Origin of the sequence: Paenibacillus sp. FSL H8-0332 (genome assembly GCF_037963835.1) — a bacterium.
GTDB lineage: Bacteria > Bacillota > Bacilli > Paenibacillales > Paenibacillaceae > Paenibacillus_AQ > Paenibacillus_AQ rhizoplanae.
Map to the genome: position 1 here is coordinate 1,305,842 of NZ_CP150145.1, position 26,446 is coordinate 1,332,287.

20 protein-coding genes and 1 pseudogene are annotated in these 26,446 nt (G+C 55.0%); 16 read left to right on the plus strand and 5 right to left on the minus strand.

The window, feature by feature from the left end; all coding sequences use genetic code 11:
- Nucleotides 1-116: 116 nt before the first annotated feature.
- Nucleotides 117-1,856, minus strand: coding sequence for an ABC transporter ATP-binding protein (locus NST43_RS05745; RefSeq protein ID WP_339223070.1), 1,740 nt, complete (start codon nt 1,854-1,856; stop codon nt 117-119).
- 128 nt (nt 1,857-1,984) lie between these two features.
- Here NST43_RS05745 and NST43_RS05750 point away from each other — a divergent pair, with 128 nt between their 5' ends.
- From NST43_RS05750 to NST43_RS05765, 4 genes are all read left to right on the plus strand, one after another.
- On the plus strand, nt 1,985-3,424 hold the full coding sequence (locus NST43_RS05750; RefSeq protein ID WP_339223071.1) for an ABC transporter permease: 1,440 nt from the start codon (nt 1,985-1,987) through the stop codon (nt 3,422-3,424).
- A gap of 15 nt (nt 3,425-3,439) precedes the next feature.
- A complete protein-coding gene (locus tag NST43_RS05755) occupies nt 3,440-4,948 on the plus strand; it encodes an ABC transporter permease (protein WP_209993621.1) in 1,509 nt (502 codons plus the stop codon).
- Nucleotides 4,949-5,026: 78 nt separating this feature from the next.
- Nucleotides 5,027-6,868, plus strand: a complete 1,842-nt coding sequence (locus NST43_RS05760) for an ABC transporter substrate-binding protein (protein WP_209993620.1) — start codon at nt 5,027-5,029, stop codon at nt 6,866-6,868.
- 172 nt (nt 6,869-7,040) lie between these two features.
- The gene (locus tag NST43_RS05765) at nt 7,041-7,706 is read left to right on the plus strand and encodes a serine/threonine protein kinase (protein ID WP_339223074.1); all 666 of its coding nucleotides are present in this window, start codon (nt 7,041-7,043) and stop codon (nt 7,704-7,706) included.
- Nucleotides 7,707-7,760: 54 nt separating this feature from the next.
- On the opposite strand, the gene NST43_RS05770 is transcribed toward NST43_RS05765, so the two are convergent.
- Entirely contained in the window at nt 7,761-8,657 is an 897-nt protein-coding gene (locus NST43_RS05770; protein WP_339223075.1) for a helix-turn-helix domain-containing protein, read from the minus strand.
- 144 nt (nt 8,658-8,801) lie between these two features.
- On the opposite strand from NST43_RS05770, the gene NST43_RS05775 reads away from it, so the two are divergent.
- The 3 genes from NST43_RS05775 to NST43_RS05785 all read left to right on the plus strand — a co-directional run bounded on the left by NST43_RS05775 (nt 8,802) and on the right by NST43_RS05785 (nt 14,059).
- Nucleotides 8,802-12,260 (plus strand): DUF5107 domain-containing protein, encoded by a 3,459-nt coding sequence (locus NST43_RS05775; protein ID WP_339223076.1) that lies wholly within the window; start codon nt 8,802-8,804, stop codon nt 12,258-12,260.
- Between the two features lie 28 nt (nt 12,261-12,288).
- Entirely contained in the window at nt 12,289-13,575 is a 1,287-nt protein-coding gene (locus NST43_RS05780; protein ID WP_339223077.1) for a cellulase-like family protein, read from the plus strand.
- An 88-nt stretch (nt 13,576-13,663) separates the two neighbouring features.
- Complete coding sequence (locus tag NST43_RS05785) at nt 13,664-14,059, plus strand: DUF488 domain-containing protein (protein ID WP_209993617.1); 396 nt, start codon at nt 13,664-13,666, stop codon at nt 14,057-14,059.
- Nucleotides 14,060-14,125: 66 nt separating this feature from the next.
- On the opposite strand, the gene hmpA is transcribed toward NST43_RS05785, so the two are convergent.
- Nucleotides 14,126-15,307: an NO-inducible flavohemoprotein gene (hmpA, locus tag NST43_RS05790; protein WP_339225344.1), complete on the minus strand. Its 1,182-nt coding sequence runs from the start codon at nt 15,305-15,307 to the stop codon at nt 14,126-14,128.
- A gap of 274 nt (nt 15,308-15,581) precedes the next feature.
- On the opposite strand from hmpA, the pseudogene NST43_RS05795 reads away from it, so the two are divergent.
- Nucleotides 15,582-16,007, plus strand: a pseudogene (locus tag NST43_RS05795) (Rrf2 family transcriptional regulator); the annotation flags it as partial.
- A gap of 19 nt (nt 16,008-16,026) precedes the next feature.
- Here NST43_RS05795 and NST43_RS05800 read toward each other — a convergent pair.
- On the minus strand, nt 16,027-16,443 hold the full coding sequence (locus NST43_RS05800; protein ID WP_209993615.1) for a hypothetical protein: 417 nt from the start codon (nt 16,441-16,443) through the stop codon (nt 16,027-16,029).
- A gap of 315 nt (nt 16,444-16,758) precedes the next feature.
- On the opposite strand from NST43_RS05800, the gene NST43_RS05805 reads away from it, so the two are divergent.
- The 8 genes from NST43_RS05805 to NST43_RS05840 are packed head-to-tail and all read left to right on the plus strand — an operon-like array spanning nt 16,759 to nt 26,018.
- Complete coding sequence (locus NST43_RS05805) at nt 16,759-20,433, plus strand: nitrate reductase subunit alpha (protein WP_339223079.1); 3,675 nt, start codon at nt 16,759-16,761, stop codon at nt 20,431-20,433.
- The gene (gene narH, locus NST43_RS05810) at nt 20,423-21,994 is read left to right on the plus strand and encodes a nitrate reductase subunit beta (protein ID WP_339223080.1); all 1,572 of its coding nucleotides are present in this window, start codon (nt 20,423-20,425) and stop codon (nt 21,992-21,994) included. The genes NST43_RS05805 and narH overlap by 11 nt, the downstream gene beginning before the upstream one ends.
- Nucleotides 21,987-22,553 (plus strand): nitrate reductase molybdenum cofactor assembly chaperone, encoded by a 567-nt coding sequence (gene narJ, locus NST43_RS05815; protein WP_209993612.1) that lies wholly within the window; start codon nt 21,987-21,989, stop codon nt 22,551-22,553. Before narH ends, narJ begins: the two co-directional genes overlap by 8 nt.
- Nucleotides 22,550-23,236: a respiratory nitrate reductase subunit gamma gene (narI, locus tag NST43_RS05820; protein WP_173131007.1), complete on the plus strand. Its 687-nt coding sequence runs from the start codon at nt 22,550-22,552 to the stop codon at nt 23,234-23,236. Before narJ ends, narI begins: the two co-directional genes overlap by 4 nt.
- Before the next feature lie 52 nt (nt 23,237-23,288).
- A complete protein-coding gene (locus NST43_RS05825; RefSeq protein ID WP_211722588.1) occupies nt 23,289-23,747 on the plus strand; it encodes a GAF domain-containing protein in 459 nt (152 codons plus the stop codon).
- Nucleotides 23,748-23,779: 32 nt separating this feature from the next.
- Nucleotides 23,780-24,811, plus strand: a complete 1,032-nt coding sequence (locus tag NST43_RS05830) for a sensor histidine kinase (RefSeq protein WP_339223082.1) — start codon at nt 23,780-23,782, stop codon at nt 24,809-24,811.
- Nucleotides 24,812-24,818: 7 nt separating this feature from the next.
- Nucleotides 24,819-25,466: a response regulator transcription factor gene (locus NST43_RS05835; protein WP_173131013.1), complete on the plus strand. Its 648-nt coding sequence runs from the start codon at nt 24,819-24,821 to the stop codon at nt 25,464-25,466.
- 24 nt (nt 25,467-25,490) lie between these two features.
- A complete protein-coding gene (locus NST43_RS05840) occupies nt 25,491-26,018 on the plus strand; it encodes a hemerythrin domain-containing protein (RefSeq protein WP_339223084.1) in 528 nt (175 codons plus the stop codon).
- Between the two features lie 89 nt (nt 26,019-26,107).
- Here NST43_RS05840 and NST43_RS05845 read toward each other — a convergent pair whose 3' ends face one another.
- The gene (locus NST43_RS05845; RefSeq protein WP_339223086.1) at nt 26,108-26,401 is read right to left on the minus strand and encodes a hypothetical protein; all 294 of its coding nucleotides are present in this window, start codon (nt 26,399-26,401) and stop codon (nt 26,108-26,110) included.
- Between the last annotated feature and the right edge of the window lie 45 nt (nt 26,402-26,446).

Consider the following 26,446-nt stretch of genomic DNA (forward strand, 5'->3'; position numbering starts at 1 on the left):
CACCTGAATTGGCTGAAAGTGGGCGGTGAGCGGAAATGAGGGGCACAAGTGCCCCTTAATTGCTCTTACCGTTGAAGTCCTGCATCCTCGGCCTTTATCCTTAAGCCCTCAGCCTCTCAGCCCGCTGGTATAGCGACCCAGTGGCCTTCTGAGATCTCGACCAGGCTGGACTGGTCGAGGTTATATTTATCGACACCGCTGCTCTGCTCCTCCAGCAGCACCCGCTTCTTGGCCGCTTCGATCTTTGGATCGGGCACGGGGATGGCGGCCAGCAGCGACTTCGTATATTCATGCTGCGGATTAGTGTACAGCTCCTCGCTCTCAGCCAGCTCGACAATCCGGCCATTGTACATGACGGCCACCCGGTCGCTGATGTGCTTGACCATGGACAGGTCATGGGCAATGAACAGGTACGTCAGGCCGAGCCGCTGCTGCAGCTCCTCCAGCAGCTTCACTACCTGCGCCTGGATGGACATATCCAGCGCTGACAACGGTTCGTCGCAGACGATGAACCTCGGCTCAACGGCCAGCGCGCGGGCGATGCCGATCCGCTGCCGCTGGCCGCCGGAGAATTCATGCGGGTAGCGGATGGCGAATGCCGGGTCCAGCCCGACCAGATCCAGCAGCTCCTCGACCCGCTTTTTCCGCTCCTTCTTGCTGCCGGCAAGCTGGTGGACATCCAATGCCTCACCGATAATATCCATGACCTTGAAGCGCGGATTCAAGGATGCATACGGGTCCTGGAAGATCATCTGCATATGGCGCCGCATGATCTTCATCTCCTGGGCCTTAAGCCGGTTCACCGCCATGCCCTGGAACAGCACATCGCCGCCGGTCGGCTCATGCAGCCGGAGAATCGAACGCCCGGTCGTGGACTTCCCGCTGCCGGACTCACCGACCATGCCGAGCGTCTCTCCTTCGCGGATGTGGAAGCTGATATCATTGACCGCGCGCAGCACCCGGCCCTTGCCCAGATTGAAATGCTGCTTCAGCGATCTGACCTCCAGCAGCGGCCGATTGCCTTCTCCTTGAATAATCAGACCGGGCGGCTTGGGCTTCTTCTTCTCATCCAGCCGGGGCAACGCATTCAGCAGCCGCTGCGTATACGGGTGCTGCGGGCGGGCGAAGATGTCCTCTGTGCGGCCTGTCTCCACAATCTCCCCGTCCTTCATAACCGCTACACGGTCACACATCCCCGCAACAACGCCCAGATCATGGGTGATCAGAATGATGGAGGTGCCCAGACGCTGCTGCATATGCTTCATCAGATTGAGAATCTGCGCTTGAATCGTCACATCGAGTGCGGTAGTCGGCTCGTCTGCAATAAGCAGGGCCGGCTGGCAGACCAGAGCGATAGCGATCATGACCCGCTGCCGCATCCCGCCCGAGAATTCATGCGGGTACTGCTGGTAGCGCATTTCGCTGTCGCGGATGCCGACCTGCTTCAGCATTTCCAGCGCTTCCTGCTTCGCAGCTCTGCGGGACAGCTTGCGGTGCTTGATCAGGCTCTCGCTGATCTGCTCGCCGATGCGGATGGTCGGGTTCAGGGAGCTCATCGGGTCCTGAAAGATCATACCGATCTCCTGCCCGCGGATATTCTCCATCTGCTTCTCCGTTTTATCCGCCAGGTTATCTCCCAGGAAGACAATCTCCCCATCCTTCATAAGTGCGGGCGGGGAAGGCAGCAGTCTCATGATGGAGCGGGCGGTGACGCTTTTGCCGCTGCCCGATTCACCGACGATCCCTAGCGTTTCCCCTTTATAGACTTCAAAGCTTACGCCGCGTACAGCGGCACGCTCTTCGTCATGGCTCTGGAAAGAGATGTGCAGATTATTTACTGTCAAAATCGGTTCCATGGTTCCACCTGCCACTTTTCTAATAATTTTAAATAACATACCTTGACTTTAACCAACTCTATTAATAAAATATACCTTATCTATCGGAATAGTACAAATTCAAATTAGAGAGAAGGAGGACAGGTCATATGGAGGCGGCAAAAAGTGGGGGTCAGCCTTTTGCAGAGGCCATAGGTGATTCTTACAGCAAACTGCTGCAGAACGCCTCATATCGTTATTTCGCCCTGATCCTCGGCGCGCCTGTTAATCTGTTCACACTGCTCGTCCACCGTTCCCGTAAGGCCGGGGATGTTCATACTTCCGTGCTGCAGGAGACCCGTGAGGAGCTGCTGGCTTCCGGGCTTCAGGAGGAGCTGCACGCGGAATTCACAGCGCAGCTGCAGAGCAAGGCCAGATTCTTCAAGGAGCAGCTTACGGAGACCGAAATGGAGGCAGAGGCACAGAAGCTGACTGCAGAACGGTTCGAGCGTATGGCTGCCGAAAGGGCAGACCGCAGGCTGAAGGAGCAGGGACTTACCAGATCAACATTCATCAGTACCTTTCGCTCACTGCTGCAGCATCCGTTATTTTTACCGTTATCATTCATTCCGGGCCTGCCGCTATATCTGTTAATTTGGCTATATAGCAGCCCGTATCTCAAATACATATTTGAAAGATTGGTCATGACGGTATTTGTTATTTTCGGAGTGGCAGTGCTTGTATTCACCATATTATATATCTCACCGTTTGATCCTGCGGTCAATATTCTCGGCCAGACGGCTACCGATGCGCAGATCATCGAATTCAACAGGGTCTACGGGCTGGATCAGTCTTATCTGGTGCAGCTATGGGACAATGTGAAGGGGATTGCCATGTTCGATCTCGGCAAATCGTTTGCGGGGAACGAAGAGATTGTATCAGCCATCGGGCGCAAATTCCCGGTTACGCTGGAGCTGACGCTGTTCTCCCTGCTGATGGCTGTGGGGATCGCCATTCCCATCGGGATTATCTCGGCAGCGAAGCCCAATTCCTGGTTGGATTATACCTTCATGCTGATTGCCTTAATCGGCTTGTCGATCCCGAGCTTCTGGCAGGGGCTGGTCTTCATCCTTGGCTTCTCCATCAAGCTGCAGTGGCTTCCGGCGACGTTCAATCCGGGGAACTGGATGACCTTCATTATGCCGGTGGTGGTCCTGGGGACAGGCCTCACGGCGGCGATTGCCCGGATGACCCGGGCGTCTACCCTGGAGGTTATCCATGAAGATTACATTATAACTGCCACTGCCAAAGGCTTGAGCAAACGCAAGGTGCTGCTTAAGCACGCGGTACGCAATGCGCTGATCCCGATTGTCACGGTCATCGGCCTGCAATTCGGCGCGATGCTGGGCGGGGCGGCCGTAACGGAGAAAGTATTCAACATCAGCGGACTGGGCAGCTATATCGTCGATAAGCAGTTTATTCCCGACATTCCGGCCATTATGGGCGGGGTGGTCTATACGGCTATTACCATTTCCTTAATTAATGCACTGATCGATATTCTATACGCTTTTGTGGACCCGCGTATCCGGTCCCGGATGAAACAATACTGATAGCAGGTGACATTCATGGTTAACACAAACGCTGACAGGCGTGCAGCACAGCTTAGACTCACGGCCTCTCCGGATTACCGGCAGGCAGGTTTTGCCTGGGTGGGGTCGCTTATCATAACACTGATCCTGCTGCTGAGCAGCTATGACTGGGAGAGTCAGGCCATCAAGCCTTATATAGGAATGGCTACCCTGGCTTATGGATTCTTCACGCTGTTGCAGGTGCTGATTACGCTGCTGATCCGCAGAGATCTGATCGCACAGGGAGAGATCCGCAGCGGGACAAGGGCTTTGGGGTATGTCCAGCTCCTCAGCCTTGCTACGGGCAATGTGTTCCTGGTGACGGCTGCCCTTCAACTGATCCAGAAGCGCAAATCACCAGAGTACACGCTGGCTGTATATGCTCTGCTGACGGAGATAGCGGTGATTGCCGTCTCGGCCTTGAACCTCTACAAGCCTTACGTAGCGGACACCTTCCTCACAGGAATGTTCATCCTGCTGGCGGTAGCTGCGTTCCATCTGCTAGTGGTCGTGCTTACCGCCAGATTCGTACGCCGCCGCCAGATTCCCCGGAGGATGGTCTGGGTAGCTTATCCGCTGCTCCTTACCTCGCTGACCGGTAATCTGTTCGCGCTGGCCCTGGGTATTATTCTGCTGGTCCGCATCCGTAACCGGGACAACCCGGCAGTAGCCGGGTGGGAGGATGTGCTGGAGCGGCTGACCCGTAACACGACAGCGATGCTCGGTCTGCTGTTCGTCGCCTTTCTGTTCTCCGTCTCCGTCTGCAGCTATGTTACCTTCGATTACGGCATGGCGGTAGACAACAATTATTCACTGATTTTGCAGCCGCCGTCACTAGCGTATCCGCTGGGTACGGACAATTTCGGACGCTGCCTGTTTACACGGATTATTTTCGGCGCGAGGATCTCGCTGATTGTCGGGGTGATGTCCACGGTTCTGCCGCTTATACTCGGAGGCGTTCTGGGAGCGATATCGGGCTACTACGGACGTTATACGGACAACATCATCATGCGTGCACTGGATGTGCTGTATGCCATTCCGGGTATCCTGCTGGCGATTGCGATTATCGCCGCCTTCGGCGTAAGTACGGTCAATCTGATTCTGGCGCTCAGCGTCGGAGCCATCCCGACGTATGCCCGGACCATGCGGGCGAGTGTGCTTCAGGTCTCTACTTATGAATACGTGGATGCCGCGCGGGCCTTTGGCTCCAGCCATTCAGCGATTATTTTCAAGCATATTGTTCCGAATTCACTGGCTCCCATGATCGTTAAGGCCACACTGACCATCGGCGGTGCGGTCATTTCTACCAGCAGCCTCAGCTTTCTGGGTCTGGGGATCGAACCTCATATCCCGGAATGGGGCAATATTCTCAAGCTGGGCAGCACGTATCTGGAGACGAACTCCTATCTGGCGATTTTCCCGGGACTGGCCATTATTGCGCTGGTGCTGTCGTTCAACTTCTTCGGTGACGGGCTGCGCGATGCGCTCGATCCCAAGATGGATTAACCGCAATTTTGGAAAATGCGTCTTAAGCTGACGTTTTTCATAGAGACATAATAGATAGATACCGGGGAGGAAACTGTAATGAAAACAAAATCTACACTGGCTCTGCTGCTGACGCTGATCCTGGTCCTTAGCGGATGCTCCGTAGCAACCAAATCGAATACGGCTGGCCAGACGGCTGAACCGGCTACTTCGGAAGCACCGGCCTCTGCGCCTGCGGGCGACAGTACACCTGTCAATATTGAAGTGCTTGGCATGAGCAGCAATGAGTCGGATATGAACATTGTCCGCGACCAGCTCACCAAGAATGGGTTCAACGTGAAGCTGAATGTCCAGCCGGATTACGCCAGCTTCAAGGCCCAGGAGGATGCAGGCAACTATGATGTGTCTCTCTCTGGCTGGACGACTGTCACCGGGAATCCCGATTATGCCGTGAGATCGCTGTTCACCACCGGCGGGGACTACAGTATTCAGTCCGATGCCGAGCTGGATGCTCTGATTAATAAAGCAGCCGCGCAAACGCCGGAAGAATATCTGCAGACCTACAAGGATTTCGAGCAGCGCCTGGTCTTCGATGAAGCCCGCATTGCTCCGCTGTATGTCTCTATGAAGAGCCAGGCGGTCAACAAAGAGGTGCTTAAAGCCGATTCGGTAAGACTGTCCAAATCCCGTGCACTGGCTTGGGAAGATATCGACTTCGTGGACACGGCGAAACGGGCAACCACTCCGCTGATTCTCTCTCAGGCGCTCTCCAACCTGACGTCCCTGGACCCGATCAAAGGCAATGACGGCTCGATCAACCAGCTTAATACGAATATGTATGTACGCCTGGTCAATCTGACCGATGATGACAAAATCACTTCCGACGCTTCGCTGTCCCGCAACTATAGTATTGCAGACGGCAATCAGGACTACTATTTCATCCTGCGCGACGACATCAACTTCGCCAAGATCGACAACAAAAAAGCTGTAGATACCGGTGAGCGTGTAGGCGGAGACGATGTCGTGTTCTCCCTGGACCGTGCCAAGAACAAGGATTCTGTGCCGGATCACCGCACCTACAGCTTGCATGAGCATATCAACACGGTAGAGGTATTCACGGACCTGGACGCCCTTGGCTCGATCAAGCAGGCAGGCGGCAAAGGGACCGTTAAAGAAGCGCTGGAGCAAGGCCTGGAAGCGCCGATCTCCGGGCTTGTGAGCGACAAGAAGCAGGCTGACAACAAGCAGGGGAAATATCAGGTTATCAAGCTGACGACGACAGAGCCTTTTCCGCAGGTGCTGAACTATCTGGCGCATCAATCTGCCGGTATTGTCTCCAAGAAGCAGGTAGAGAGCATCAACACGTATGATGTAGCCAAGTTCGATGTGAACAAGGATATCCCTTACGGTGACCAGAATACGGTAACGGAAGGCGCCAAATACGACAACAAGCTGTATGCCAGCGGTCCTTACATCCTGTCCTATAAGAATGACTATGAAGGAGTTTTCCTTAAGAATCCTGCTTATCAAAAAGGTACCGACAACGAAGCGCTGATCAACCAGGTTAACGTGCGCTTTATTGCCGACGCTGATAGCACTCTGTCTGCCCTACGCAGCGGTGAAATCTATGTCTACTATGGCGTGCCTGAGACGAAATACGATGTGGTAGAAGGCGACAGCAAGCTCCAGCTGAAGAGCATTCCGAGCAACGCGATGAGCTACCTGCTGTTCAACACCAAGAACCGCGATGTAGCAAACAGCACAGATCTCCGCAAGGCTGTACTCTACTCCATCAATCAGGATGAGATTCTGGCCTTCTATAAGGGGAAAAAGATCAAAGCCGTCTCCACGCTCAGCCCGCTGATGGATACCGGAAATGAGCTGAAGGCCGATCCGGCCAAGGTGAAGGAATTCCTGGCTGCCTATCAGGCAGGCAAGTAATAGATTGGGAGCTGTCTGCATAAGGCTTAGCTGAATGCATCATCAGGAAGAACCGGGCAGGGATTGTCCGGTTCTTTCTTGTGTCTGCAGACAGAGATTAGCTGAACAGTGTTTTTTGGCGTACACTAAGCTTAATAGAGTCATTACTGAACTGAACTGCGGGGTGAGAAGGATGGAGAAGCTGCTGGAGCAGATCACGGGCGAGCTGCTGGGACAGGTTAGTATCGAGAGCGTGAATCCGCTGGAGCCGGTGAAGGTAGGCGGTGTGCCCAAGCCCTGGAAGCTACTCGGAACCGGAAATTATGCGGCTGTCTTCTGCCGTCAGGGGGCTGAGGAATACGCAGTGAAGATCTACGCGCCGGGCAGGCCGGGCATTGAGGAAGAAACAGAGGTGTACCGCCTCCTCGGGCAGCATCCGGCCTTCTCGGAATGCTATTATGCCGGAGCGGATTTTCTGGTCCTCAAAAGGCTGGGAGGAGTCACCTTCTACGATTCTATGCAACGCGGCATTCTCATTACCGGACAAGCTATTGAAGACATTGACAACGCGCTTCAGTATGCGAGGTCACGGGGACTGCGCCCGCATGATATCCACGCCAAGAATGTGATGCTCCGGGACGGCCGGGGACTAATTGTAGATGTCTCGGATTTCCTGAAGGATGATGACTGCAGCATGTGGGAGGATTATAAGCAGCTCTATTACCGTTTGTACCAGCCGGTTGCTTCCCGCCGGGTATTTCCGGTTCCCCGTCTGATTCTGGAGGCGGTCCGCAGAGGCTACCGGTTCTGGCGGCGGCGGAAGCAGGGGCGGAGCGGGTTCACTCTTTTTCGAAAATGATAGATGTTTCTATAGCGGTGCTTGCAGCCTGCAGACTTGAGCAGATCAACGGCTTCAGCCCTTCGGAATGCGGCGGTAGCTGGAAGGAGAGAAGCCGGAGATTCTCTTGAACAGCCGGGAAAAGTAATAGGGGTCGTTGATCCCTACGGCAGCGCCGACCTCCTTAATGCTGAGTTCGGTAAGATCGAGCAGATGGCCGGCCCGCTGGATTTTGAGCCGCAGGAAATACTCGACCGGGGAGACCCCGGTCTCGGCGTTGAAGATATAGATCAGATGCTGCTTCGACACGCCGACATGCTTAGCCAGTTCAGGCAGGGTAAGTGTGGCGTCCAGCCGTCCGTTCATATATTGAATGGCCTGTTCCAGATACGTCCTGCGTTTCTTCTCCTGCGCGGATTGGCTTGCCGTTATGCCAATGCCGGAGAGCAGCTGTCTGCCCGTCTGGGCGATGTGCACATGGGTAGCCAGGGCGTAGGTCTGCTCAGCGAGCAGCTCATAGACCGGGACGAACCAGTCGATGAGCCGGGCCTTGCCGCTCGGGGATAAACTCAAGGGAGCCCCCGACAATCCGAACAGCTCCACCAGCCTATCCGCGTGGCTCCCTTGGAAATGAAACCAGTAAATGCTCCATGGGTTCCCAAGTATGGCCCCGTACCGGTGCGGGGTGCCCGGCGGAATAATCACCATATCCCCCGGCTGCATGGTCATCTGCTCCCCGTGGTTCAGCTCCACCCAACCCTCCCCCGCTTCACAAAAGATAAAGATATGGGACGCGCTGCCTTCCCCGCGTTCTCTGTAATGGTACTGGGCATTGGGGAAGTACCCAATGTCCGTAATGAACAAGGAGGCAGTCAGCTCCTCCTGCTCCAGTTCCTTCATCCAATATTCCGGCAGCACATACAGCTTCTCCTCGATAAACCCTTCCGGCTTGCGGATTTGACCATGATTCACGCTGGTTCCCTCCCTAACGGACAGTATGTTAACAAGTTTGCACAGAATAAGAATATAATCCATCACTTCCCGCATTTCGTCAATTGGAACCTTCCCGGCCAGAGGCTAGAGTAGAACTATCAAGTCAAGGGAGGCAGTGAAGGCATGAAGCATGCAGGTAGCGGTAAGATGCCGGAGGCAGCCGGGGACAACGCGGGCAAAGCGGACCACGTGGACAATACGGACGGAGCAGACCGGGTGCAGGTAAGGGAGACCCGTGTGATTATACCAACCTATGAGGCGGGCGCCGCTGATCCGAGTCCTATGTTTCTGGAGAAAAGAGTCTATCAGGGAAGCTCGGGGCGTGTATACCCGCATCCCGTGATTGAGAGCATCTCGGATGTGAAGCAGGATAGATCGTACAAGCTGATTATTTTGGAGAATGAATATCTGCGCATAGAGATCATGCCGGAGCTTGGAGGGCGGATCTACCGGGCGCTCGACAAGACGAATAACTATGATTTTGTCTATTATAACCGCGTAATCAAGCCTGCTCTGGTCGGCCTTGCGGGTCCTTGGATCTCCGGGGGCATTGAGTTCAACTGGCCGCAGCATCACCGCCCGAATACGTTCGGACCCGTTGAATATAAGCTTGAGGCTGCTGAGGATGGAAGCGCTATCGTATGGGTGAGCGAGATTGACCGGATGTACGGGACGAAGGTTACGGCTGCATTCAGGCTCTATCCGGGCACCGCCTATCTGGAGGTCCATGCCCAGTGTTATAACCGGACGCCGCAGGCGCAGACTTTCCTTTGGTGGGCCAACCCGGCGGTCGCGGTTAATGAGCAGACGCAGTCTGTTTTTCCACCTGATGTCACAGCCGTCTTCGATCATGGAAAAAGGGATGTATCGCGCTTCCCAATGGCTACCGGCACCTATTACAAGCAGGATTATTCGGAAGGCGTGGACATCTCCCGCTATAAGAATATTCCGGTTCCGACCTCCTATATGGCCTATAAGTCGGATTATAATTTTGTCGGCGGATATGATCACGGCGTCCAGGCGGGGCTGCTGCATGTGGCTAATCATCATATCTCACCGGGGAAGAAGCAATGGACCTGGGGGAACGGGGAGTTCGGGCAGGCCTGGGACCGCCAGCTGACCGATGAAGACGGGCCTTATATTGAACTCATGACGGGCGTATATACCGATAATCAGCCTGACTTCACCTGGTTGCAGCCGTATGAGGAGAAGAGCTTCACCCAGTATTTCATGCCGTATAAGGGCATCGGTCTGGTGAAAAATGCCTCGGTAGACGCTGCGGTCAATTTGGAGGTTGATGCGGAACTGGCTCAGGCGGTGGTAAAGGTATACGTGACCTCACGGCTTGAACAGGCCGTTATCCGGTTAAGCGGAGCCGCTGGCGAGTATCTGCGGGAGACTGCAGATCTGTCTCCGGCAGAGGCTATAGAGCGTAAGGTCATGCTGGACCATGGAGAGCAGGAGCATGACCTCAAGCTGACGGTCCATAGTGCCGAGGGCAGGCTGCTGGTCGCCTATCAGCCGAAGCGGCCGGAGATCGGGCGTATCCCTGAGGCGGCGAAGCCGCTGGCACCGCCCGAAGAGCTGCGTTCAGCAGAGGAGCTATATCTGGCCGGCCTGCATCTGGAGCAGTATCGGCATGCCACCTTTGAGCCGGAGGCCTATTATCTGGAAGGGCTTAAGCGGGACAGCGGGGATATCCGGCTGAATGTAGCGTATGGAACACTGCTGCTCCGCCGCGGGCAATATGCGCAGAGTGAACCCTTGTTCCGCCGCGCCATTGAACGTCTGACCTCGCGTAACCCTAACCCTTATGACAGCGAAGCCTATTATCAGCTGGGGGTAGCCCTGCGCGGCCTAAACCGCCTGGATGAGGCTTTTGCCGCGTATTACAAAGCGGTATGGTCGGCAGCCTGGCAGGATGCGGGGTATTTCTCGCTCGCTCAGATTGCCTGCCAGCAGGGCCGGTATGCCGAGGCGCTGGAGCTGGCGGAGCGTTCGCTGATCCGCAATGCGCGTAATTATAAGGCGAGGAACCTCAAGTCTGCTCTCCTGCGCAGACTTGGTCGGCCGCAGCAGGCGAGAGGATTCGCCAGCGAGACTATGCAGCTTGATCCTGCTGATATTGGCGCATATAACGAACTAGCTCTGGCTCTTGCAGCACTGGAGGACCCTGCTGCGGCAGAAGAGGCGCTGAGCGAATTGGAACGGCTTATGCGTGGTGACGCACACAATTACCTTAATCTTATGGCAGATTATATGGGCTGCGGACTGTACACGGAAGCTCTTGCTGTAGGGGAGAGGGCGGCCCAGCGGGGCAGCTCCGAACCCGAATCTGAACTCGAACTAGAAGTCGAATCCGTCTATCCTATGCTGTATTATGCCCTTGGCGAATGTTATGAGCGCACGGGACAAGTTGAGCAGGCACGGGAGGCCCGCCGCAAGGGGCAAGCGGCCCGCCCGCTGCACTGCTTTCCGAACACCCTGTCCGAGCTTGAATGGCTGTTAAGCGCCGTCCGGGCGAATCCCCGGGATGATAAGGCCCATTACTATCTCGGCAATCTCTATTACGACAAGAAGCGGCCGGAGGAAGCGGCGGCGAGCTGGGAACGTTCGCGTGAACTGAGAGGGGATTTCGCCATCGTTCACCGCAATCTGGCCCTGGCCTATTATAACAAGCAGAACAAGCCTGAGGCGGCGCTCGCTTCACTGGAGCAGGCTTTCGCCTGTGCGCCGCAGGATGCGCGGATTCTGTATGAGCTGGATCAGCTGCGCAAGAAGCTCGCATGGTCTGCGGGGGAACGGCTGGATCATCTTGAAGCCCAGCGCAGCCTGGTGGAGCAGCGGGATGATCTGTATCTCGAATATGTTACGCTGCTTAACCAGCTTGAACGCTATAACGAAGCGGTTAGGGCATTAAGCTCGCGTAACTTCCATCCCTGGGAGGGCGGAGAGGGGAAGGTGACCGGGCAATACCAATTCGCCCACAGCGGACTTGGCAGACAGGCCCTGGAGAACGGGCAGTATGAAGCCGCGCTTGAGCATTTCCGGCTGGCCCTGGCCTATCCGCATAATCTGGGCGAAGGGAAGCTGGAAGGGGCGCAGGAGAATAATATCCATTATGCTCTTGGCCGGGTATACGAAGGACTTCAGCAGGAAGAAGAGGCTGTCCACTGCTACAGGGCGGCGTCACAAGGTCTGGCGGAGCCGGCAAGTGCGGTGTTCTACAATGACCAGCCGCCGGAGATGATTTTCTACCAGGGGCTGGCCTGGCTGAAGCTCCAGCAGCCGAAGGAGGCGAAGCGCCGCTTCAATCTACTGATCGATTATGCCGAGCGTCATCTCTTCGACGGTATCAAGCTGGACTATTTCGCCGTATCGCTGCCGGATTTCCTGGTGTTTGAGGATGATCTCAACCGGCGCAATGTCATTCATTGCCGCTATATGCGGGGACTCGGGCTTCTCGGGCTGGGCCGGTATGAAGCAGCGGTAGCGGAGTTTGATTCAGCTCTTGCCCTGGACCCTAATCATCAGGGAGCCGGAGTTCACAGACGGATGGCCGGAAGTGTCCTGAACCGATAAAATAACCTAATTCTAAGGAGTGAAAAGAATGGATGCATTGCTGAGCAGGCTGCCGCGTAAGCTTACCCTTACCATGTGGGATTTCTCCTGGTACACGATGACCTTGCCGGGCGAGCCTTATCATGATCTGGCGGCAAGATGCAAGGAAGCGGCGGACAGAGGGTACAACACCATCCGGATCTGTGCCATGCCGTTCCTGTTATTCACAGCGGAGGGCAAACGACCCGGACCGCTGCACTTCGGCAGTCTGGGGGAAGTGGGCCAGCGTACCCGCTGGTACAACTGCCGCGGCGGTGCCGAGCTGGACGGACATGCGCATCTGCTGGAGCTGTTCAGACAGGCCAAGGCGCACGGACTCTATATTATGCTGTCTTCCTGGGAATATCAGCAGAGCCCCAGCTTCCTGGCTTATCCCGCGCTGCGAGATGAGCTGGCTGCAATTGCTCCCGCAGAGCGGTTCATGACCCTGGCCCGTTCAATGGATCAGCTCCTCAGGTATATCAAGGCGGAGGGCTTTGCCAGTCAGATTGTCTATGCCGAGCTGCATAATGAAGTGGAGTTCGGACAGCTTACCGCTGTGGGTACCGCACAGGGAATCGGTGCAGCCGATACGCCCAGGCTGGTGGAGGCCATGCAGCCTTATATTGAGGAAGCGGTAGGGTATCTTCGGGAACAGCATCCCGATGTTCTGATCACGGCCAGCTATACGCTGAACGAAGCTTATCCGAAGGCATATGTAGCCCGTAATCTGCAGGTGGCCCACTATCATCTCTATATCAAAGGCGTGCTGAATGAGCTTATGGACGCGGCGGGGTTGAACGATGAGGAGCTGCCTTTTCCGAATGCCTTTGTCCTGTCTATGCTGAGGGAGGATGCCCCTCCCTTCGGGGAATGGACCCTGCCCGCAGGGCAGGAGTGGCGGATGGAGGGAAATCCGGTCGGGATGAAGCTGATCTATCTGCATGATTGGGCTGACCCTGATCTATGGGATCTCTACCTGTATGACCGCTACGGAGCCCACAAGCTGGCGATGCTGCAAAAAGCGGACATGCGCCTGGAAGAAGCGCAAGAATGGGCTGTACATTCAGGCCTGCCGGTGGTAATCGGCGAAGGCTATGTCGGCTATACCCCGCTGCTTGCAGGCTTTGAGGAGGGACCGGTCGGGAAATTCATTGCCGAGTACGCGCTGCGTAAGGGGATGGCCCTGGGCTTCTGGGGCATGACGCTGTGCTCCAACTGTGCGCCGCATCATCCGTTCTGGCAGGATGTGGCCTGGCAGCAGCGGTGGAACCGGTACATTCTTGAAGCGGAGTAGCTGCATCCCTCCAGGACGGACAGCCGTTGGAGGTGGAGTAGGCTCCGTGGTATATTGGTGTAATAGGGGTGAGCAGGAGGGATGCAGCATGGGAGAGTCATCCGGCGGGAAAGCCGCTGATGCTCCGTACGCTATAGGTCTGAAGCGGATCTATGAGCCTGCGGATCCCGGAGACGGATACCGGATTCTGGTGGACCGGCTGTGGGCGCGCGGAGTGACGAAGGAGCAGGCGGCCATTGACGAGTGGATGAAGGACATCGCGCCAAGCCCGGCGCTGCGTATATGGTTCGGGCATCTGCCGGAGCGGTTCGCGGCATTCAAGGAACGGTATACCAGGGAGCTGGAGGAGAATCCGGAATGCGCGGGGCTTGCGGAAGCGATCCGGGAGCGGGCGCTTGAACAGAGGGTTACGCTGGTCTATGCTGCGAAGGACCCGGTGCATAACCATGCGAAGGTACTCTATGAATGGCTGATCTCACGTTAAAAAAACGGGCCTCCTCCGAATGAATATCCGTTCGGCAGGTGGCCCGTGTGCTTTTAGCTGAACAATCTACGCGTTGCTTAGCTGCAGGGCCGGTCCGAAGAACTCATAATGAATCTGAGCCTCGGTCATTCCGAACTTCCGCAGTTCGCCAATCATGGCTTCCATAAAAGGAACAGGCCCGCACACGTAAGCATCTCCGGTAACATCTACATAGCTCTTTAGAATTTCGCCTGTAATCACGCCATCCGGTCCGCCGGAGTAGAAGGTTCTGGTCTTGATGTTGCTCAGCGCCGCCGCATGCTTCTCAATATCTTTACCAAAGGCAGCAAGCGATTCGTTCCGTGCAGAGTGGAGGAAGACAACCGGCCGGTCCGGTGTTACATTAGCCACAGTCTCGAGCATGCTCATCATAGGGGTGATGCCTACGCCGCCTGAGATGAAGGCTACAGGGGTAGTTACGGAAGTATCCAGCAGGAACTCGCCGGCAGGGGCGCTCACCTCAACGGTATCACCCTCATTCACTTCGTTATGAAGATAGACAGATACCACGCCATTCGGGTCATTCGTCTCCTCGCGTTTCACAGAAATACGGAACTCATCCGGCTTCGGCGCTTGGGACAGGCTGTATTGGCGGATCATGGTGTATTGCTCTCCAGGAATCAGCACACGGACAGAGATGTACTGGCCCGGCTTATAGTCTGGTACATTCGAGCCGTCGGCCGGCTTCAGATAGAACGATGTAATGCTGCCGCTCTCCTGAACCTTACGCACCACGGTAAAAGGCTTAAAGAAGTTCCAGCCGTTGTCCTGTTCCCTCGCTTCCTTGTACATGCTGTCTTCCACTCCGATGAATGCATCAGCAATCACTCCGTACGCGGCTTCCCAGGCACTGAGGATCTCATCCGTAGCGGCATCGCCTAGCACCTCCTTGATGGCCTTCAGCAGGAATTCTCCGACGATCGGGTAATGCTCCGGCTTGATGCCGAGACTGACATGCTTGTGGGCGATCTGGACCACCGCTGGGAGAATGTTCTCAAGATTGTCTATGTGGACTGCCGCTGCATACACCGCATTGGCCAGTGCCGCCTGCTGGCGGCCTTGCGCCTGGTTGGCGTGGTTGAACACATTCAGCAGCTCCGGGTGGGCCTCGAACAGATTCCGGTAAAATACCGTGGTAATGGTAGTCCCGTGTTCCGCCAACACAGGCGCTGTGGATTTGACAATGTCACGAGTCTCTTGAGTTAAAATATCGATCATCCCCTCTCCATATAGTACAAAATTAATATATACGGTTTTGAAGATAAAAGATATATTTAAAATACCACTTTAACAAAATGGACAAATAATATGATATCCTCTGTAAAAAATACCACTTACTTGAGGCGAAATGCGTATCTTCCTTCTTCGCTGGTTGGCTATACGTGCCTATAGGACAAGCCGGGATGTTAGATGGCGTGGTATAGTTGGATGGAGGGTATGACTGGTTTCGTGGTGCATTTGTAAACAGAATGGAGAGAAGAGAATGAGGCTGACGTTATATACCGACTACTCCTTGCGCATCCTCATGTATCTCGGAGCGAAGCAGCGGGAAGAACTGACTACTATACAGGATATCTCCAGTGCTTATGGCATCTCCAAGAATCATCTGATGAAGGTGTCGCATGAGCTCGGCAAGGCGGGTTATATTGAGACGGTCAGAGGGCGCGGGGGAGGGATCAGACTGGCGCTTGCGCCGGAGAAGATCAATATCGGGGAGGTCGTGCGCCGGATGGAGGATGATTTCTATCTCGTCGAATGCTTCCAGCCTGCAGGCGGCAGTTGTCCGATCTCCCCGGTGTGCAGACTCAAAGGTGTGCTGGGCAAAGCCCTGAACGCCTATCTGCAGGTACTGGGCGAGTATACGCTTCTGGACCTGTTGATGAATAGAGATGATCTGCATGCCATTCTGCAGGAGAGCAGCAGCCATGCTACTCCCCGAACAGAAGACGTTCCTCATCCCGGCTATGAATCGCATTCACTACCAGCAGCGCGTGGAATTGGTGAAGCACCGCAGGAGTAAGCCCTTCTTCCGCCAGCAGGACTTTGACATCCTGTACGATGATCCGCAATAGCTCATGATCCCGCTTCAGCCGGGTAACGGCTTCCTGCAGGCTCGGCTGCTTCGCGGTCATCTCCTGGTAGAAGCCGTCTTCTTCCGCATCGGCGTGGCTGAGAATCCGCGTCTCCCAATACTCAATCAAGTGGTCAGCCGCCTGGCGGGCCACTTCGGCTTCCTTCATCTCCAGCAGTTCTTCCACTTCTTCTGTCTTGGCTACAGCACCGGAGAGCCCGCCCTGATGTATGGCATGATGGGCGTGCAGCTGGCGCAGTGAGGGTCCTGACATCCTTATTCATCCTCCCATGTATTGCACCTATAAGATTTCATATGTTCCACAGTATAACACATAGGGCTGCAGTGGAATTCCCGCTAAGAGCTTCCCCCGGGTATAAAGAGGGAACTCCCTAATGGGGACTCCTGCCCGGCAGGTTCCATGCAGAATCACAGCTTTTCTCCTCAGCGGGAAAGGCTTGTTTGCTGTGGGCTGAGATCGAGGGAATTCCCGAGGTTCAATAGGTGTTTCCCTAATGGGAAGCGCGGCCGGGTAGATCCATAATGAGATTAATTGAATAGATTCGCGGAAAAGGAGTGTTCTGGATACATGAAGAAGAAATTCGGCCTTAACTTTTTTAAGCCGGTGGAGAGCTATTCCGGGAACTGGTCCATACTTGAAGAGAAAAATAGAGATTGGGAGAACATGTACCGCCAGCGCTGGTCTCACGATAAAGTAGTACGCACTACCCATGGGGTCAACTGTACAGGCTCCTGCAGCTGGAAGGTGTTCGTGAAGAACGGAATCATCACCTGGGAGAACCAGCAGATCGACTATCCGTCCTGCGGACCGGACATGCCGGAGTTTGAACCGCGCGGCTGTCCCCGCGGAGCCACCTTCTCCTGGTACGAATATAGTCCGCTGCGCGTGAAGTACCCTTATATCCGGGGGAAGCTGTGGCGGCTGTGGCAGACGGCGCTCCAGGAGCATGACAATTATGTCGATGCCTGGGCCAGTATTGTGGAAGATCCCGGGAAGGCCAGCCTGTATAAGAAGGCGCGCGGCAAAGGCGGTCATGTCCGGGTAGCCTGGGACGACGCATTGCGGCTGATCGCGGCACAGCTGATCTATACGATCCGTAAGTACGGTCCTGACCGTATCGCCGGGTTCACCCCGATTCCGGCTATGTCGATGGTCAGCTACGCTTCGGGTGCACGGTTCATCTCGCTCCTGGGCGGTCAAATGCTGAGCTTCTATGACTGGTATGCCGATCTTCCTCCGGCTTCGCCGCAGATCTGGGGCGAGCAGACTGATGTCCCGGAATCCTCGGACTGGTACAACGCCGGTTACCTGATGATGTGGGGCTCGAACGTACCGCTTACCCGGACGCCGGATGCCCACTTCATGACCGAAGTGCGTTATAAAGGAACCAAGGTCGTGTCGGTAGCTCCGGATCTCGCCGAGAACGTCAAATTCGCCGACAATTGGCTGGCACCGAATCCCGGTTCGGACGCAGCGCTTGCCCAGGCCATGACGCATGTCATCCTGCAGGAATTCTACCAGGAACGCCAGGAGCCGATGTTCCTGAATTATGCGAAGCAATATACCGACATGCCGTTCCTGATTCTGCTTGATCCCCATGAGGATCACCTGAAGGGCGGACGGTTCCTGCGGGCGAGCGATCTTGGAGATACCTCCCCGCATTCAGACTGGAAGCCGGTCATCTTCGATGAGGCTACAGGTGAGATGATGGTTCCGAACGGTACGATGGGGCAGCGCTGGGAAGAGGGCAAGAAGTGGAACCTGATTCTGGAGCGGGAGGACGGCAGCAGGGTCGAGCCGGCCCTGACCATGGAAGGCCATGGGGAAGAGTGGACAGAGATCGTGTTCCCGTATTTCGACAATGCCGGTAACGGCACGTTCAGCCGGATCATTCCGGCCCGGAAGATGAAGCTTGCGGACGGTACAGAACGTTATGTAGCCACGGTCTATGATCTGATGATGAGCCAATACGGCATTAAGCGCAGAGACAGTCTGCTGAACGCCAAGGGGTATGAGGATGCCGGATCTCATTACACTCCGGCCTGGCAAGAGAAGATTACCACCGTGAAGGCAAGTGTTGTCGTTCAGATTGCCCGTGAGTTTGCCCAGAACTCCATTGAGACGGGCGGACGCTCCATGATTATCATGGGGGCAGGCATCAACCACTGGTTCAACAGTGATACCATCTACCGCTCCATTCTGAATCTGGTCGTACTGACTGCCTCCCAGGGCGTCAACGGCGGCGGCTGGGCCCATTATGTCGGCCAGGAGAAATGCCGTCCGATTGAGGGCTGGTCAACCGTTGCATTTGCCAAGGACTGGCAGGGGCCGTCGCGGCAGCAGAACGCAACCTCGTTCTTCTACTTTGCCACAGAGCAGTGGCGTTATGAGGAGAGCGGCACCGATTCGCTGAAATCGCCGACAGGCGGGGATGTAGCTTACCAGCATCCGGCGGATTACAACGTTCTGGCTGCGCGTCTCGGCTGGCTGCCTTCCTTCCCGCAATTTAACAAGAACAGCCTGCTGTTCGCCGAGGAAGCTGCGCAGCAGGGCAAGAAGACGAACAGTGAGATTATCAGCCACACCGTGGAAGAGATCACCTCGCGGAAGACACGTTTTGCTGTGGAAGATCCCGGCGCACCGGAGAACTTCCCCCGTTCCCTGTTCATCTGGCGCTCGAACCTGATCTCAAGCTCCGCCAAAGGCCAGGAATACTTCATGAAGCATTTGCTCGGAGCCTCGGACGGTCTGTTGGCGGAGCCGAATGAAGAGCAGAAGCCGGAGGAGATTGTCTGGCGCGGGGATGTGGAAGGCAAGCTGGATCTGATGGTGGCCCTGGATTTCCGGATGACGACTACGCCGCTGTATGCGGATATTGTGCTGCCTGCCGCAACCTGGTATGAGAAGACAGATCTGTCGTCCACCGACATGCATCCGTTCGTCCATCCGTTCAATCCGGCCGTGAATCCGCTATGGGAATCCCGTTCCGACTGGGATATCTACCGCCAATTGTCAGAGGTATTCTCCGAGATGGCGAAGTCGCAGCTCCCTGGCGTCTATAAAGATGTGGTGATGTCTCCGCTGGGCCATGACTCCATCAGTGAAATTTCACAGCCGATGGGTCTGGTCAAGGATTGGACCAAGGGCGAAGTGCCGGCCATTCCGGGTAAAACTATGCCGAACTTCACCATTGTGGAGCGGGATTACACCCAGATTCATGACAAATACACTTCGCTTGGACCGAATCTGGCAACCGGTAAGGCCGGCGCGCACGGCATCAGCTTCTCAGTCGCTGAAGAATATGAGGAGCTTAAGAAGATCAGCGGCGTGCATTACGATGAAACCATCAAAAACGGATTACCGAAGCTGCAAACCGCCCGTCAGGCTGCGGATACCATTCTTCATCTGTCTTCAGCCACCAACGGCCGCGTCTCCCAGAAGGCCTATGCTGCGGCAGAACAGGATTCAGGTGTAGAGCTCCGTGACATCTCGGCAGACCGGGCCGCCGAGAAAATTACGTTCCAGAGCATCACCGCCCAGCCGCGCGAAGTGATTCCGACCCCGGTATTCAGCGGCTCGAACAAGCAAGGGCGGCGTTATTCACCGTTCACTACGAATATCGAACGTCTCGTTCCGTTCCGCACCCTGACGGGAAGACAGCATTTCTACATTGACCATGAGATCTTCCAGCAGTTCGGCGAAGCGCTGCCGGTCTATAAGCCGACACTGCCTCCGATGGTCTTCGGGCCGCGCGACAAGGAAGTGAAGGGCGGGATGGATGCGCTGGTCCTGAGATATCTGACACCGCACGGGAAATGGAATATTCATTCAACCTATCAGGATAACCAGCACATGCTGACATTGTTCCGCGGCGGTCCGACGGTGTGGATCAATAATGAGGATGCAGCAGCCCATGACATTGCGGACAACGATTGGCTTGAAGTCTATAACCGTAACGGTGTCGTCACGGCACGAGCGGTTGTCAGTCACCGGATGCCCAGAGGCACCATGTTCATGTATCACGCCCAGGATAAGCATATTCAGGTGCCGGGCTCCGAGATTACGGATACGCGCGGCGGAAGCCACAATGCGCCAACCCGGATTCATCTGAAGCCAACCCAGATGGTCGGCGGATATGCACAGCTCAGCTACGGCTTCAACTACTACGGTCCGATCGGCAACCAGCGTGATGTCTACGTAGCCGTCCGCAAAATGAAGGAGGTCAACTGGCTTGAAAATTAAAGCGCAAGTGGCAATGGTAATGAATCTGGATAAATGCATCGGCTGCCACACCTGCAGCGTGACCTGCAAGACGACCTGGACGAACCGCAAGGGTGCGGAATATATGTGGTTCAACAATGTGGAGACGAAGCCGGGCATCGGTTATCCGAAGCGCTGGGAAGACCAGGAGCTGTACAAGGGGGGCTGGCAGCTGCGCAAGGGCAAGCTTGAGCTGAAATCCGGCAATAAGCTGTCCAAGATCGCGCTCGGCAAGATTTTCTACAACCCTGACATGCCGGAAATGAAGGATTATTATGAGCCGTGGACGTACAACTACGAGCATCTGACGAATGCAGGGGAGCAGAAGCATTCCCCGGTAGCACGGGCCCACTCTGCTGTAACGGGCGAGAAGATGGATCTGGAATGGGGGCCGAACTGGGAGGATGATCTGGCAGGCGCGCATGTAACCGGACCGCTTGACCCGAACATTCAGAAGATCGAGGAAGAGATCAAGTTCAACTTCGAGAAATCCTTCATGATCTATTTGCCCCGTCTGTGCGAACATTGCCTGAACCCGAGCTGCGTGGCGTCCTGTCCTTCAGGAGCGATGTACAAACGGGATGAGGACGGAATCGTACTGGTAGACCAGGAGGCCTGCCGCGGCTGGAGATATTGTATGACCGGCTGTCCGTATAAGAAGGTGTACTTCAATTGGCAGACGAACAAAGCGGAGAAATGCACATTCTGCTTCCCTCGTGTGGAGGCAGGTCTGCCAACGGTATGCTCCGAGACCTGCACCGGCCGTATCCGTTATCTCGGGGTGCTGCTGTATGATGCCGACAAGGTGCTTGAGGCGGCGTCCACCCCGGACGAGAAGGATCTGTATAAGGCACAATGTGATTTGTTCCTGAATCCGCATGACCCGGAGATTATGGCTCAGGCCAGACAAGACGGCATCTCCGAGGACTGGCTGGAGGCTGCGCAGAACTCGCCGGTCTACAAGCTGGCGATTGAGCACAAGCTGGCCTTCCCGCTTCACCCGGAATACCGGACCCTGCCGATGGTATGGTACGTCCCGCCGCTTAGCCCGATTATGAATTACTTTGAAGGCAAGGATTCGCTGAAGAATCCCGATATGATCTTCCCGGCGATTGAAGAGATGCGCACGCCTATCCAGTACCTGGCGAATATGCTGACAGCCGGCGATACGGAGACTGTGAAGGAAGCTCTGCAGCGGATGGCGATGATGCGCTCCTATATGCGCGCCCAGTCCACCGGCCAGGAGTTCGATCTCAGCCGTCTTGACCGGGTCGGTATGACCGCACAGCAGACGGAGGAAATGTACCGGCTGCTCGCAATCGCCAAATACGAAGACCGTTTCGTTATCCCCACCTCCCACAAGGAGCAGCACATGAACCCTTACCGTGCCCAAGGCTCAGCCGGTTACGGCAACGGGATGGGCGATATGGGCTCCGGCTCCGGCTGTGACGGCTGCGGACCGGCCAGCCCTTCCGGTGATGCGATGAAGACGGGCAAGGAGATGTATGAAGAGAATTTCTACGGGGGGATCTGGCGTGATTGATCTGATCAAACTGCATCATTATAAGCAATCCTTCGGTTATTTCGCCCTGCAGCTCATGTACCCGGAGAAGCTGGATTTCCATCCGGCTCTGCTGGAAGAGGCGTTTGACCCCCATCACCCGGGCTATGCCCATGTGCAGACCTATTGGCAGCAGATGCAGAGCTTCAGCCTGGAAGAGATTCAGGAGAATTATGCAGCCACCTTTGATTTCCAGAAGGACTGTGCGCTCTATATGACCTATTTCAAATTTGAGGAGGCCAAGGAACGCGGGCAAATGCTCGCCAAGCTGAAGCTTCTGTATGAAATGTTCGGCCTTATCATGCCGGAGAGTGAGCTGCCTGATTATTTGCCGCTGATGTGCGAATTTCTATATGCCGCAGAGTGGCTGGATGTCCCTGGCGCGCCGGAGAACTTCCGGATGCTGATTGCGGTGCTGGAGGATGGCACGTATCATCTGCTCAAGGCGCTGGAGCGTAATGAAAGTCCTTATTATCACCTGGTTAGAGGTTTGCGTGATACCTTCAAAGCTTGTGCGGAACAGGAGGCCCTGAGTCAATGAATATGGCGGGTCAGTTTTTATGGGTTATTTTCCCTTATATGTGTATGGTGGTGTTTGTCGGCGGTCATATTGCCCGCTACCGGAAGGATCAGTTCAACTGGACGGCCAAATCCAGTGAATTCATTGAGAAAAAACAGCTGAAATTCGGCAGCATTCTGTTCCATCTCGGCATCATGCCGGTCATTCTCGGCCACATCGGCGGGCTAGCCGTTCCAAAATCCTGGCTGGAGGCCGTAGGCGTAAGTGATCATCTCTACCACATTGGCGCAGTATACATCGGCGGAATCTTCGGTGCGGCTACCCTGCTCGGGATGCTGATTCTGACCTCACGGCGCTTCACACTGAAGAATGTCCGCCGGCTCAGCAGCGCCTCAGATCTGATTGTCAACTCGCTGCTCCTGTTCATTGTATTCATGGGGATGTACTCCACTATTGTCACGAATGTGGTACAGCCGGAGTTCGATTACCGGGATACGATTTCTGTGTGGTTCCGCGGCTTGTTCCTGTTCCGGCCGGACCCGTCACTGATGAGCGGAGTGCCCTTCTCCTTCAAGCTTCACATCCTGTCAGGGTTCGCAATCTTCGCCTTCTGGCCGTTCACCCGGCTGGTCCATGTCTGGAGTGTTCCGTTGAATTATGTAGGCAGAAGTTATATCCTATACAGAAGAAATAAATCAAATTAACGGACAGAGCAGCGTGGACTTCTTTCCCTGTTCTATCCGAGGAGAGAAAGCGATGATGAATCAGGTGGATTACCAAATCAAGCTTGACCAGATCCGCATAGCCCTGGGGTATGACTTCATGTCGCTGGCGTTCGCCGAACCGGCGGAATATGACTATGTGATCCGGTGGAAATACGCCTCAGGCAATATCAGTGACCGTTACAAACGGATTGTGCTACAGTCCGGCAGGGGGATTGCAGGAATCGTATTCAAGACCGGTAAGCCGTTCTTGATTCCGTCTGTCAAGCTCGTAGTGAAGGCCGATACCTTATTCAATTATCCCATCACCAAGATAGAGAATCTGAACAGCATCGGGGCTGTGCCGATGTGGAATGATGCCCGTGTGGCAGGCGTGCTTCTGGGCGGCTTCCGGGGTGAACAGCAGGTAACCGCTGAAATGCTTAGAGACCTGGAAGCGGTAGCGCGGAGGGGGATTGGAGACTTGAACGGGAAGGAATTGTTGCTCAGTTGATGATATCCGGAACGGATTTGCGTAGCACGCTCATGACGAAGCTGTTCGAGAACAGCTCGGAAGCGATGTTCTTTTTTGACCGGGAAGGGAAAGCGTTGGCCATGAATCCGGCTGCCGAGACCATCGTCGACAAGGATGTTCTGAAGCAGATGTATCAGGGGAATCCTGAAGCACTCTGCGGAACCTGCCGGGGATATACCAGTGAGACGGAGCTGCGTACCTGCCTGAATTGTTATTTTCACACACCGGACTTGGAGGAGTTCACCTCGTATCAAGTCTATCTGGAGACTAGGGACAAGGGGGTTGTCCCTTATGCGGCAACCTTCCACACTATAGATGAAGAGAACGGGATCAGAATCTTCATGCTCAGGGATCTGACGAGACAGTTCAAGACGCAGGAGAAGTTCTACCAGAACAAGATGATGAAGCATATTATTGAGGCCCAGGAGAATGAACGCAAGCGGATCTCCCGTGAACTGCATGATAGCGTTGCGCAAGAGCTGATGAGTGCTGTGATTGATCTGCGTGTGCTGAAATATATGACAGCCGACGACGGGCTGCTGAAGAAGATGAAGCAAACTGAAGTGTCCATGACCCGGCTGCTGAATGATATCCGCAACCTCTCGGTAGAGCTTAGACCGGCTGCCTTGGATGACTTCGGGCTGGAGGCGGCCTTCCGCTCCCACTTCAAGCGGGTGGAACAAACCTACGGCCTGCTGATTGAATATGAATCCCGGCTCTCGGAGAAGCGGTATGGGAGCGAGATTGAGACGGTCATGTACCGGGTATGCCAGGAGGCTGTGCTGAACGCCCTGAAGTATGCGCAGGTAGACAGCGTCAGGGTCTCGCTTACCGAGACCGGCGGCATCCTGCTGCTGCGGGTTGAGGATGAGGGCATCGGCTTCCATCCGGGAGACGAGCCTGCGGGAACCGGCCTTGGCCTGTTCGGGATGCAGGAACGGGCGGAGCTGGTGGGCGGCACCTTCAGTGTGGATTCACAGCTGGGCAAGGGGACCCGAATTGTTTTACAGGTGCCGGTAGGAATGGCCCAAGGAAAGGAATGAGCTTCTGATGAAGATCGTCATTGCAGACGACCATGCAATTGTTCGCAGCGGATTCTCCATGATTCTCAATTTCCAGGATGACATTGAAGTGATCGGAGCGGCGGCTGACGGCAGGGAAGCTTATACCATGGTAGCCAAGTTCCGGCCGGACATTCTGATCATGGATTTAAGTATGCCTCCGGGAGAAAGCGGGCTGACCGCGACCGGCAAGATCAAAGAGGATTATCCCGATACCAAAATTCTGATTCTCACGATGCATGACGATGATGAATATCTTTTCCATGTCCTGAAGAACGGGGCCTCCGGTTATGTGCTCAAGAGTGCGCCGGACGAGGAGCTGCTGCTGGCCATCCGGACTATCTATGAAGGCGGCACTTATATTCATCCCAAGATGGCTACGTCGCTGGTCCGCGAGTTCATTAAGCAGGAGAAGACCGCCGGGACCGAGGACCTGTTCGAGCTGTTGTCCAAGCGGGAGCTGGAGATTCTGCCGCTCATTGCCAAGGGATACGGGAATAAGGAGATCGCCGAGAAGCTCTTCATTTCCGTGAAGACCGTGGAAGCCCACAAAGCCAAAATTATGGAGAAATTAAACCTTAAAAGCCGGCCGGAGCTGGTCGAATATGCTTTGAGGAAAAAAATGCTGGATTTCTGACCGGCAACGGGAGGGGTTAGCTGTATGCCGGAACATACAGGCCTCAAGTTTACGATGCCCGCGATGCGTATCCTTGAGAATGAACACCGCTATTTATCTTTTCTGATGGAGGAATGGCATGAGCTGGTGCTGTGGTATGAGCAGGAGCCGCTCGCTCTGGAAGAGGCCCGGACCCGGCTCCATAAGCTGCGCCAGGCGATCCTGGAGTTCGTGGAGCCGCTGAAGAAGCATACCGGGAAGGAAGAAACGCATTTCTTCCCGATGCTGGGTAATTATATCGGCTTTGAGCAAGGGCCGCTGGCCGGCATCCAGGAGGAGCACCGCGAGATTGAGGGATATATCGGGCATTTCCTGCATCACTCCGAGGGGAATATAGACCAGATGCCGCTTGAGGCGATCCGTTCAGCCGTTCAGGATGCGGGGGAGGCCTTTGAGGTGCTGACGGTGCATTTTGTCAAAGAAGAGACGGTGATCTTTCCGATGGGCGAGACCCAGTTGAGCGCGAAGGACAAGGAACGTTTAAGTGAACAGTTAAATACGCTGATTACGTGACAAAAAACAGGCCGCTCCAATTCCATTGGGGCGGCTTTTTGATACTTTTGATAATAGAAGAATTTATACTTTTTCAACAGGAGGTTCGGTCAATGCTTCCCCATCTGTGATTTCGACCTTAAGATTTGTTGTTCTGTGAGACCTGAAGCTTTAAGAATAACTGAGGTTTCTACTCCAAGCGCAAGAAGTTCAAGTACTATGGCTTCTGCCTTTTTTTGTTCACCCTTAGCAATTCCCTCCGCAATTCCTTCCGCACGCCCTTCCGCATGTCCTTCCGCTTTAGCACCGTTCATCCGTGAAGCCTCGTCACGCAAATACTTCATCCGGGCATCATACTCCATACGTGTAGCGGCATCCTGGCTCAGAAATTCAAGTGTATCCATTGCTTTTTTAACATGGGTTCATTCATGGTCAGCACCTCCCAGTTT